Genomic DNA, 12180 nt, shown 5'->3' on the forward strand with positions numbered 1-12180 from the left:
TTAGTGAATTTATTGTATTGTGAACCAACCTGAGTTTTGGCTGATATTTTTATTATACCTCAGTTCTGAAAGCGGAATCGGCCAAGTCCATCGATAATCGTCCTTATCTATTTTTATCGATACGTTGTCACTGTCCGCTGTATATCTTACTATACCAGTGTTCCAGCGTTTCAAGTCAAAATAATTAATCTTCTCTCCAATGAACTCTTTTTGTTTTTCTGTCCGAAAAATGGTCAGTAAGGATTCATGATCATGCGTGTAGTCTATTTTCCTGCTATTGACTTTGCCTAGAAATCCGTTTAGGAGTTCCAAAGCCTCCATATCTTTATGCTGTCCTAGAAGGCTTTCAATCAAAATAAAATAGGGATCGGCGCTACGGTACATTACCAAATTATATGCTTTCTGGTCTTGTATGCTATTCCTATATTTGCCTAAAAGCCGGCGCTCAATTGGTATTCCGCCAAGTGATTTCATTACATGTGAAAACTGAAAGCTTCGATAGCGAATGTCATCGTGATGGTATATGTATTTATTAGAAACGTACAGGTAATCCCCTTCATTTGGCTTATCATAAATAAGGAATTTGTTAGGGTTGTCTTTATAGTCAATTGACCAGATAATAGCAGCTGTTTCTTTATCGGTATTGTTTCTCCAAAGATTCTCATAAATGTTAGCCGTGATCTGAAGTTGTCCCATTAATGGAAGTAACTCTTTGGCTAGGGTTTCAACTTTTAAATACTCTTTTTTATACAACTCGACCTGCAGCTGAAGTATCTTTGCGGAATTCTCATTTAAAAAGAAGGGGGTTGGCATGGGATATTTAGCCATTAAACTAATTCCTTCACTCAAAATTTCGCGGATCAAAGTAACACTTTGCGTTTGATTCAAGCGTTCTGCTGTTGCCATTTTGCTGCTCTGCTTTGCAATTATACCAGGCGCCTGGCCATCATTACGATTACAATACAATTGAAGCAAATCAAAATATAAATAGGCTTTAAATACTAGTGCATTGCCTTTTATATAATTCCATTCAGCTCCTTTATTGATGATGTCTTTTTCGCTCTCCAGTAATACATTTAATTGCGCAATAATATTATAATAAGTTTCCCATAAATGGGCGGAACGCGTTTGTATAAGTCTGTCATTCCAGTTATAATACCTTAGAAGATCTTGATTGTAGGATATTAAATAGGAGGGCTGTAAATCTTCGGTAAGCGGTGTGAAATAGTCTGGAGATATACGAAACGAATGGAAAGCCTTCGACAACACTGAATTAGCCCTTGTTGTTGTGTTGATAATGCCATCTCCCGAGATTTCAGTCTCTGAAATAACATCAAGACTACAGGCATAACATAGTATAATAAGGGTGTAAAAATAGAGTTTCATCAAAATTTTAAATAAAGTGATAAGGTAACAACCGGCTGGTGTACAACATTTAAACCTCCAATATCTTTCTGTCTCCTGTATGTGGAAATATTATCTGCCTGCACGCTAAAACGGGCAGATTTAACATACTTAATTGTTTTTTCGTTCGGAAACCAATTGTAACTCAATTGCACATAGTTCAGTTTTATATAATCAGATTTGTATATAGTTGTTGTATTGGCATAATTTTTTAATAAATCATATAGTATAGTCGGCAGGTTTTTGGCTGGATAGATTTTATTCTCATCTCCAACATCGAACCACATGTTATCCAATTGCCCTTTTATAGCATTGAAATGAGCATCTCTTGATTCCCTAACATAGGAGTTGCTATATCGATTTATTCCACCAAAGCCATAATTGAAATTTATATTTAAGGACCAGTTTTTAAATGATATATAATTATTAAAAAATCCATGGTATGGTGCTATTGCATATCCTAAATGCTGAAAGTAAGATGCACGTAAGGGGGCTTTTAAATCAATAACATTTCCATCAGGCTGAAGATATTCTGGTATTCCCTTCAAAGGATGGATGCCATTACTGATTAGGCCATACATTACTCCCAATGGTTTACCAACCTCATATTCAGGTATAAAAGATTCATCTGTCAGAAAAAGTCTGTCAGTTCCATAAAGTTTTTTAACAAGATTTCTGTTATAGGAGAGTGAGATTGAACTGTTCCAGCTAAAGACTCCAAAGCGTAGTAAATCACCGCTAATTGTTGTTTCCAATCCACTATTTTGAAGCTCACCGATATTCTGAGCATATGTTTTGAATCCATTGCTACTCGCAACTGGCGTATTAACAATCGCTTGTTTGGTCATATTATTATACCAGGTTAATAATAGATTAACTCGTTTGTCCAGGCCAACATCGATACTCAAATTGGTAGAATAGGTCTGTTGGGGACGCAAATTTCGATTGGGAAGAGCCATGAGCTCTAAAAGACGATTTTGTCCATAAAAACTATGGCTGCTATTATTAAATGTTGTCCTGATATCTTTAGCAGTAATTCCAACCATACTTGCAGTGTAGCCAACAGAAGCTTTTACCTTGAGATGGGATATGATATCTTGCTTGTTTAAAAATGAGTACGAAGAAGGATTCCAGCCGATACCTGCAGACCAGGCATCATTCCATCTTGCATTGTTTGGCAGCAATGACGAGCCATCCCTTTTTAAACTGGCATAGAAATCATAGGTGTTGTCATAGGAATATCCTAATGCAGCACCAAATCCTAGCTGCTTATTTTGCGACTTTATACCAGAGATGGTAGGGGCATAAGATTTGGTTAGACCTTGGTTTATTCCACTCAGACTCTCAAGCTCATCAGGAATACCAAAACCAGCAGCTCCTATCGTATTTACATTCGCTTGATAATAGTCTGTATTAATGCCCCAATAGAGGTCATGTTTAGCAAACTGTCGCTGGTAATTGAGCCTGAAATTAGAAGTAAAACCCAAGTCCTTACTATCACTCTCATTTAGATATCCCATTGCGTTTATAGGAGCTTCCCGTTGGCTATAAGCAGTACTATAGATCCGTTGATAAAGCTCGGCTAAGCTATAGTCAATACCAATAACACCAGACAAACTTATTCCTTTTAGAATGTCCCAATGTCCGATTAAAGTACTATTTAGCCGCTTTGACGTATTTCTTTTTCGGTACTGTTTGATAAGATCTTGATAAGACCTCCCCGGATAACTTGTCAATGATTCAGATTGTTTAGTTTCATATGGATTGAGGGAAAATGCCAATGCTGTTGGGTCATTATTCATTCCATTTTCAGTTTTTGAGGTTGCTATACCGATGCTATTGTTGAAGGAAAGGTTTAGAATATCACTCAAAGGATAATCAAAATTTGCGCGTGCTGTCAGCTGTTCAATGGAGTTTCCGGGTATTCTACCACCTTGGGAGCTGTAATTTGCAGAATAGAAATAGTTGCTGTGGTTATTGCCTCCCCTAATGTTTATAACATGAGATTGAAAATGATTCATTTTAATTAGTTCTTTGAACCAATCTGTTTCGAAACTTCGTAATGAATCTAAGATTCTCTGTCCCATCCTTATTTTTTCATGTAGATCAGATGCCCCTTCGTATAGTTTTCGAATATAGCGTTCTGAATATAAGTATCCGGGAAGGTCACTTCTTTCCATTTTCTCCTCGAATCGCAGCTTTTCATCAGTACCCATCATTAGAACACTGCGTTCACCTCGTAAGGTAATGCCCTGTTTCATATAAAAAGACACTAATGGTTTACCTGAAAAACCTTTTTTTGACGTTAATTCAATTACACCATTCGCCGCTTTGATACCATATAAAGCTGTCGCAGGTGCATCTTTTAGTACTTTAATTGTTTGAAAGTCATTAGGGCTAAGTGTTAAAAATGTTTCTGTACTAATCACAACCCCATCCATTACAAACAATGGTGCGTTAGCATTTCCTTTATACAAGAGTGAAGAATTTCCTCTTAGTCGAATTTGCGGCTTGGTTCCTAGCTCCCCAGAATAAGAAATTGTAAGACCTGGAACTTGTCCCTCAAATAAACGTCCCATATCAAGTTCTGATCGCTCACTTAATTTTGTAATATCAACGGTAACTACGGATCCTGCAAGATTACGGATATCCACATCGTTTATATTGTTTCTTCTTACTACAACCTCTGAAAGCGAGGTGGTTTTAGGAGTCAAAAAAATCACTTGAAAATCCTGTTGGAGTGTAATTGAGGTATCACAATAATTGATGTGTGTAAGCGTTACGTGAGGATTATTTTTCCAATTGAAAGAAAATATACCTTCTAAGTTTGACCTGTTTATTGGTTTTTTATTAACACTTATAGTTGCGCCTGCAATAGGTTTTTTAGAATTCTCATCTACAATCTTTACAATATATTTTTGCTCTTGAGCGGATAAACTGTTGTTAAATTGCATTATTGTATATATGCACCCAATTCTCAAAACTGTCCTAAGCATAGAAGTTGAATATAATTATAGCTTATGTGAAACCGTATAAATGTAGGTTATTATTTTTAATTAATCTAAATAAGAATATATTATTGCGAAATAATTTTTTTCAATTTATTGTTTACAACAATATTCAATTAAATAAATATAAACTATGGCTTACTATATAAGTTAAAAACATAGCCTTATTTGGCTTCGTATTCGCCTTGTTTTTAGGCTTTAAAAATAATATGAACGATGAGTAGATTTGAGAATGAAGTAAACTGTGGGACGAATTATTGAATACGGCCGGGTCCTTATCTAAGCAAGTAATAACACTTAATACACCAGCTTTGGGATACCGATCCTAGTGCTGAAGTGTCGCATCGCCTCGATTAAAATACATTAGACCTAATGATGCAGGCAAGGTATAAATCGACCATCATCATGTAGTTAATTGGCGAACATCTGCAAGCTGCCGGTAGGATAGACTCCATTCAATTCATAAGAATGGATCAAAATTTAGAAAAATTGGTCGATAATTTAGGTTATTGCAAGCGGATGTATTTTCGAAGCTATTACCGATGAAATTGACAAGCCTTTTGGTTATGAACTAAACGATTTGGCATTAAATGCCTCGCCAAAGCCTAAAGTTGATCATACTAAAGAGGCAATAAAACTATTGATAAGGACAGCTAAAATCGTCAAAACAGGATTTTATTAATTGTTTTGTGCGCTATCTAAGTTACAAAAAGGGGAGGTGTTAGATCGGATCAGTTTCAAAACCTGTGGATTAAGCAAATAATTTGGTCAATCTAAATAAGAAAAAGTTGACATCTCCTACACCTCTGAATTGACTTCTGAACGCCTTTATCTTAGCATTGAACGATTCTGCTGATGCATTAGTACTTCTGTTATCAAAGTAGTTCAGGATGGTTCTATAATGGTTCTTTATTGTCCTAGATACCGTATTGAATGATTTGAATCCCGAGGCCTCAACATGCTGATGCCATAGCCCCAATTTGGCATAGGCTACTCCTTTGTCCTTGATACTGTTATAGATCCACGATAATCTCTGGCTTAATTCATAGGCCTTTTCTAGGTCTGGGTAGAGCCCAAAGAGTATCCCGGCTCTTTCCTTCTGGTCAGGAGTCCATTTGTGCTGGGACTTATAGAGCAGGTACCTAGATCTTGCCAGCAGCTGCTTAAGGGTATCGCCATTGGATAATATCTTTGCAGCATAGGGCTTCTGGAGCTTACGACCCTTCTCAATGGCCTGGTTTTCATCATCTATAGCCTTCCACCGATGCTTTATTCTGATTTCCTGAAGTGCCTCCGTAGCCAATTGCTGAACATGGAATCGATCTGTTACCTGAACTGCCAGTGGAAAGCATTTCTTGGCGATAAGCCCCATATTCCCTGCAAGATCCAGCGTTATCTCCGATACCTTTTTACGTAATCTTTCCGGGATGCTTTGAAGGATGGGAATGATATTCTCCGATTTGGTGCCGTTCAGTATGGCGATAATAGTTCCTCTTTTGCCGCGAGCACCCTTGTTGGTGACCACGGTATAGAGCTCTCCCTGCGACAGACAAGTCTCATCAATGGAAATATGGCTGCCAATGTTCTCTGGAAAAACAAGGCCTTCACGAGCGTTCTCCCGGTGTTCCCAATCCTGAAAGCCACTCAGCTTATTTCGGTAGTAACGCCTTAACTTACTGGCTGATATACCATAGAAGGAACTGATCGTTTGGATGCTATGAGCCTGGTTGTCCGCTGATACCTTTTAAAAAAGCCGCGAAATCCTGTGTGATACGCGTCCCTTTGGCTACTAACTCCCAATTCCTACTAACTACTTTATTGCTGTCTTGATTGAGCCATCTGCGACGCTTGACATGTAAGTAAACTTGTTGTCCACGAATAGGGAAATCCTGAAGGGTAACAGGTTCAAAGAAGCCTTTGGATATCAGTTTATTCTTTTGAAATTCTTCAGGAATGACATTCATCTCTTCCAAGAAAATATCCAACCGACCCGCTTCTTGCGTATAATGGGTCATCTCAAAATAATCGGAAACTCCCTGTGGAATAATAAGGGGCATTAGGGCTTTAAAGGAATCGTGCATCTGCTAAAATTTCAAAACACGAATATCCGATTATTTTTTGTCCTCTCCACAACTTTTGTACATGATCCGTTAGATCAAGCCGCTTGGATGCACCCAAGCCCGCCAAAAAAACACAAAAAAGCCTTCATCGTACGATGAAGGCTTTTTCAGCGGAGAGTGAGGGATTCGAACCCCCGAACCTGTGACAGTTAACGGTTTTCAAGACCGCCGCATTCGACCACTCTGCCAACTCTCCGCGACAAAAGTAGAAATTTTTATTTGCTCTCCAAAACTTATTTAGTACAGCCCTGAAAATGAGCCCAATTAATTTATTTCGCCATATTTCTTCCCAAATACCATTAAAAAATTCTTCAAACTCATTTTCCATAATATCTCAAAACCAACCATTCCCAAAACCCAAAACAACAGCCCCTAACAAACTAACAATCTGTAACTTATAAAATATTTTTTCGCGTTTCAACATAAAAGGCATCGCTTTTGCTTATCTTAGAACATAAATAAGAACTATTAAATATCATATTATGATAAAACGTATCAGTATTCCATTAATCTTGATGTCGGTTATTTTTATTTCTTCCTGTGGAGTAAGTAAGAAAACCCACCAAGCTTTAGAGCAACAACATCGCGATTTAGGTGAGCTCTATCAGAAAAGTCAGGTTGAACTTGCCGAAAGTCGCTCTAGGGTGAAAAGCCTGGAGGATCAACTAGAGCAGGAACGTAAGAATAATGCTGGTTTAAAAGAAGCCTTAGCACGCTTACAAGCAACATTAGATAACAGTATCAGTAATACATCACAAGGAAACGCCAATATTTCAAAACTCGTTGATGAAATTAACGCTTCCAATAAATACATCCAGCATTTAGTAAATACCAAAGCGAAGAGCGACTCGTTGAATATGGTATTAACCAACAACTTGACCCGCTCCTTGAGCCGCGAAGAGATGAAAGATGTGGATGTACAAGTATTAAAAGGGGTAGTTTACATCTCCTTATCTGATAATATGCTGTACAAATCAGGAAGCTATGAAATCTCTGATCGCGCAGGTGAAACCTTATCGAAAATTGCCAAGATTATCCAAGACTACAAAGATTATGAAGTCTTAATCGAAGGTAATACCGATACAGATCCTATTGCGAAAACGAATATCCGCAACAACTGGGATTTAAGTACCTTGCGTGCATCTTCCGTAGTTCAAGCCTTACAGAACAATTACGGCGTAGATCCTAAACGCTTAACAGCAGGTGGTCGTGGTCAATACAACCCTATTGCCAGCAATGCCACAGCAGAAGGAAAAGCAAGAAACCGGAGAACACAGATTATCATTACGCCTAAGTTAGATCAGTTCATGGAATTGATCGATAAAGCACCGGAAACAACCGATGCCCCAGCCACAGGCGATAGCACTTCTTTCTAAACATAGAAGGCATATAGAATAATAAAACCCCAAGGGAATCATCCTTGGGGTTTTATTATGGGTTATTATTATGTTTATTATTTAGCTTATTTAATGTTTATTATTAAGCTTATTATTAGTGTCTTTTTTAAGCTGAACAGCCCATTAAAGAAGGATTAATAAAAGAGCCGATAGCACTACCAAGCTCAATATAATAATCCGGAACTCCCGTTCTGGTAATATCTTAACCAGCTTAATCCCGATAAAACCACCCAAGAGGATAAAGGGAACCGCGAGGAGGTTAAGGATAAACCCTTCCCAGGAAAGATTCTTCCATACAAATAACTGCAGGGGAATTTTACTAAAGTTTAAGATCATGATAAACCAAGCGCCGGTTGCTACCAGGGTAAATTTATCCAGCTTCTTAGAAAAAAGATAAACCGTAAGGGTAGGACCCGCAGCATTACCGATCATCGTAGAAAAACCCGTAATCAATCCGAAAACAGGGGAGTACCACCATTTTTTAGTCAAATCAAGCCCACTTTGTTTTTTCGCAACACGTTGTCCCCACAGCATAATGGCGACCCCTAAAATAATACAGGCACCCATCAACATTTTAAAGATCCGATCATCGATATGCTCGCCGGTAAATAAACCAATCAGTAACCCTATAATTGCAAAGGGCAGCAGCTTCTTAACTTCCTGCCAATTAAATTGTTTCCGATAGTATATCACCGCAATGAGGTCGGCAATGCAGAGCAATATCAATACAATACCGGTGGAGTATTTGGCCCCGAATAATAAGGCAAATAAGGGCACAGCTAGGGTGCCCACATTTTGAATTCCTGTTTTGGAAGTACCTATTAGCATGGCGCAGAAAAAATACAGCAGCCAGCCCATAGGCGAGGGGATTAGCGCAATAGCATTATCCCACATTTTGCTGAATCATGCGAGACACCTGCTTGGCCGTAATATCCTTATAATTCTTGATGTAATCGCTGCATACGGGCAGTTCTTCCTTCGTATGGGTGCTCAATACCCCAACCACCTGCATCCCGGCATTTAGCCCGGCAGTAACCCCAGAGAAAGAATCCTCAAAAACCATACATTGCTCAGGTTGCACCTGTAGGTTTTCTGCCGATTTTAAATACACTTCCGGATGCGGCTTGTGAAGGCTTACATTCTCGCTACCTAAGGTCGATTGAAAGAAGTCGCGAATTGCTAGGGCATCTAAAATTAAATCCATATTAGCACGTGGGGCAGAGGTGGCCACAGCAATCTGAAAATCATGCGCTTTTAAGTCAGACAGGAAATCCTGAAGGTATGGAAGCGGCTTCGCTTCACTTTTATAGATCTCCCGAAACAAGCCTTCCTTTTCCGCTTCCAAGCGCAAAAGCTCTTCGCCAAGCACCTTCCGCTTAAAGAAATGCGTAAAAATATAGCTGTTATGCTTGCCATACATGTGTTGTTCAAATTCTTTAGGGCTGTAAGAAATAGCGTGTCGATCGAAGAATACCTCAAAGGCTTTAGCATGATAGGGATTGGTATGGGCAATAACGCCGTCCATATCAAAGATTGCTGCAAATTTTTTCATTGCTGCAAATTTAAGAAAAAAGGAATGGAAAAGGGAGCCCTTAATCTTGAAGAACAGGGACTTCTGTTTCAGGCTGAACCTTAGCCTCATTTATCCGATCACCAAGCATTTGGTAAGCTTGATCAATGAAATTATAAAATGCAGACTCTGGTTTTTGCCGACCAATCTTATCGATGGAATGCCCTAAACGCACCACAATTAAATCATCCTCCGGCACCACAATTACATATTGGCCTAAATGACCATCCATATAAAAATAAGGCTTTTCTTTATAATTGCCCATCCACCAGCCATAGCCATATTGAGGCGAATCGGCAAACCGAGGTTGAATAGACTTGGACACATAGGCCGAATCTAACAGCTGCTGCCCATTCCAACGGCCATGGTTTAAGTAGAGCTTACCAAAACGGGCAAAATCCTTCGCATTACTGGCTACACAGCAATAGGCCTTCTCGATCCCATGCTTCTCACTATCCACCTGCCATAAAGCCGAATGCTCCGCACCCATAGGTTGCCAGAAATGATTACTCAATAAATCGCTTAAGCTAGAGTTAGTAGCCCTTTGCAGAGCAATACCCAATAATTGCGTATCGCCACTTTGATATATAAAACGCTGTCCTGGTTGTTTGGTTATAGGTAAGGCATCTAAAGCGCCTTGAATATCCTGGTCAAAATATAAACGGGTAGTTATGGAGAACGGATTATAATAGCTCTCATCCCATTGCATACCCGAGCTCATCGACACTAAATCTTCAATCGTTAATGCTTCAGCAAAAGATCCTTTAATTTCCGGAACGAGTTCTTTCACCTTTTGCTTTATACTGCTGATTTGCCCATCGGCAATTGCTTTCCCCAAAAGGGCTGCCGTAATGCTCTTGGCCATCGAAAAAGAATTAGAGCGAGCGCTATCCGAATAGCCATCATAGTACTGCTCAAACCACACACTATCTTGATGAATAATAACGTAAGCTACCGTACCCCAGCGCTCATGAATACGCTTCAAACTATCGGTAATCGGCACCGAATTATAAGCTTTGGAAACAGCCCAAGGTTGCGACGTGCCGGTCTTAACTTCATGGTTATCAAAGTAACGGTAATCATCCAGGTAAGCGGTTTCATGGCCCTGCATATAGATCACATAAATACCTTTGAAAATGTAACCTACGCCAAAGATGTACATACCAATTACAATAACCGCAAGTATTGCAGCAAACCATTTTAAAAACCGAAGGAAGTATTTCATGAATCGTAAACTTGCTTTACGCTAAAGATATTAAAAACCTTTATTATAACGACATTATTTTAAGGTTTTTGCCTCGTTCCAATACACATCCATTTCAGCCAAGCTCATGTCCTTCAATTGAAGTCCCTGCTCTTTGGCTTTTTCCTCCAAATAGCTGAAACGGAAAATAAACTTCTTGTTCGTACGTTCTAAGGCATTTTCCGGATTGATACCGATATGCCGTGCATAATTGATCAGGGAGAACAGTAAATCACCAAATTCCGCTTCCGCCTTATCTAAGTCGTGCTGCTCCTCGTCTAGGTTAAACTCGGCCTGAAACTCCGCCAGTTCTTCTTCCACCTTTTCCCAAACCTGGCGCTTGTCTTCCCAATCAAAGCCTACGCCACGCACCTTATCTTGGATGCGGAACGCCTTTACTAAGGCAGGAAGCCCTTTAGGCACACCGGCCAAAACCGATTTATTCCCTTCCTTAAGCTTCAGATTTTCCCAGTTCTGTTTCACCTCTTCATCATCGGCAACGGAGATATCACCATAAATATGGGGGTGACGGCTTATTAACTTATCACACACGCCGTTTAGCACATCAACAATGGTAAAAGCATGTTGCTCTTCCGCAATACGCGCATAAAAAACAAGGTGCATCAAAATATCTCCCAGTTCCTTCTTAATTTCCGGCAGGTCCTCTTCCAAAATAGCGTCCGCCAATTCATACATCTCTTCAATGGTTAAATGACGTAGGCTCTCCATGGTTTGTTTCTTGTCCCATGGACATTCCAGCCGCAGGGTATTCAGTACCAATAATAAACGTTCAAAAGCTTCAGCAGGGGTGTTTTTTGCAACTGGGGGGATAAATGCCATCTTCAATTCCGATTTTCGTAAAACAATACACAAAGGTACTTGTTTTATTAGTAAAAAAACAGGCGTTATTATGGAACAATCGACATACAAATATGATTCAGCATCTAAAGCCCTGGATCATCTAAAAGAACAAGGCTATACCGTAGACTTCAATATTGAATTTGATGAACTAACGGTGGAAGCTTCCGATTACGAAATCGACCAACTGTACCGCTACGAAGGCATGACAGACCCGGCCGATGAATCAACAGTATACGGCATAAGGAATGTACATACCGGCAAAAAAGGCGTATTTGTAGCCGGAGACCTATCCCTTATCGAAGGTAAAAAGAGAGATATTATCCTGGATCTGGAACTACGTTACAGAAACCAGGAAGAAAAGTAAATAGCGAGAAATGTTAAGAGAAGCTGCCCGATTGGGCAGCTTTTTTTATGTTGCTTGGGCAGAGGTATCATCTTTTTATCATCTTTTTATCATCGTTCTGTCATGGTGAGCGGAGTCGAACCACGAACGACTGGTACATCAATGCAACTCTCTATCTATAAACAACATATTAACTACGTGATAACAAGCATTTTAAGTATGTTTGAATGTATT

Annotated in this window: 10 protein-coding genes and 1 tRNA gene; 2 read left to right on the forward strand and 9 right to left on the reverse strand. The window is 39.3% G+C overall.

The window, feature by feature from the left end:
• Window positions 1–9 precede the first annotated feature (9 nt).
• From GQF63_RS11780 to GQF63_RS11800, 5 genes are all read right to left on the reverse strand, one after another.
• Complete coding sequence (locus tag GQF63_RS11780; protein WP_246163506.1) at window positions 10–1386, reverse strand: RagB/SusD family nutrient uptake outer membrane protein; 1377 nt, start codon at window positions 1384–1386, stop codon at window positions 10–12.
• A complete protein-coding gene (locus tag GQF63_RS11785) occupies window positions 1386–4358 on the reverse strand; it encodes a SusC/RagA family TonB-linked outer membrane protein (RefSeq protein WP_160369433.1) in 2973 nt (990 codons plus the stop codon). Before GQF63_RS11785 ends, GQF63_RS11780 begins: the two co-directional genes overlap by 1 nt.
• Before the next feature lie 805 nt (window positions 4359–5163).
• Complete coding sequence (locus GQF63_RS11790) at window positions 5164–6126, reverse strand: ISAon1 family transposase (protein WP_425500394.1); 963 nt, start codon at window positions 6124–6126, stop codon at window positions 5164–5166.
• A 1-nt stretch (window position 6127) separates the two neighbouring features.
• The gene (locus GQF63_RS11795) at window positions 6128–6493 is read right to left on the reverse strand and encodes an ISAon1 family transposase N-terminal region protein (protein ID WP_212592559.1); all 366 of its coding nucleotides are present in this window, start codon (window positions 6491–6493) and stop codon (window positions 6128–6130) included.
• Window positions 6494–6643: 150 nt separating this feature from the next.
• Window positions 6644–6728: transfer RNA gene (locus GQF63_RS11800), tRNA-Ser, on the reverse strand.
• A 286-nt stretch (window positions 6729–7014) separates the two neighbouring features.
• On the opposite strand from GQF63_RS11800, the gene GQF63_RS11805 reads away from it, so the two are divergent.
• Complete coding sequence (locus tag GQF63_RS11805; RefSeq protein ID WP_160369434.1) at window positions 7015–7908, forward strand: OmpA family protein; 894 nt, start codon at window positions 7015–7017, stop codon at window positions 7906–7908.
• 144 nt (window positions 7909–8052) lie between these two features.
• Here the strand turns inward: GQF63_RS11805 and GQF63_RS11810 are convergent, their stop codons facing one another.
• From GQF63_RS11810 to mazG, 4 genes are read right to left on the reverse strand one after another with little or no spacing between them, the layout of a single operon-like run.
• Window positions 8053–8787 (reverse strand): sulfite exporter TauE/SafE family protein, encoded by a 735-nt coding sequence (locus tag GQF63_RS11810; RefSeq protein WP_246163501.1) that lies wholly within the window; start codon window positions 8785–8787, stop codon window positions 8053–8055.
• Window positions 8788–8812: 25 nt separating this feature from the next.
• A complete protein-coding gene (locus tag GQF63_RS11815; protein WP_160369436.1) occupies window positions 8813–9481 on the reverse strand; it encodes an HAD family hydrolase in 669 nt (222 codons plus the stop codon).
• 40 nt (window positions 9482–9521) lie between these two features.
• On the reverse strand, window positions 9522–10724 hold the full coding sequence (locus GQF63_RS11820) for a serine hydrolase domain-containing protein (RefSeq protein ID WP_160369437.1): 1203 nt from the start codon (window positions 10722–10724) through the stop codon (window positions 9522–9524).
• Window positions 10725–10778: 54 nt separating this feature from the next.
• A complete protein-coding gene (gene mazG, locus GQF63_RS11825; RefSeq protein WP_160369438.1) occupies window positions 10779–11582 on the reverse strand; it encodes a nucleoside triphosphate pyrophosphohydrolase in 804 nt (267 codons plus the stop codon).
• Between the two features lie 70 nt (window positions 11583–11652).
• Here mazG and GQF63_RS11830 point away from each other — a divergent pair, with 70 nt between their 5' ends.
• Window positions 11653–11967: a hypothetical protein gene (locus GQF63_RS11830; RefSeq protein WP_160369439.1), complete on the forward strand. Its 315-nt coding sequence runs from the start codon at window positions 11653–11655 to the stop codon at window positions 11965–11967.
• Window positions 11968–12180 lie beyond the last annotated feature (213 nt).

This window comes from Sphingobacterium humi (assembly GCF_009768885.1).
GTDB lineage: Bacteria > Bacteroidota > Bacteroidia > Sphingobacteriales > Sphingobacteriaceae > Sphingobacterium > Sphingobacterium humi.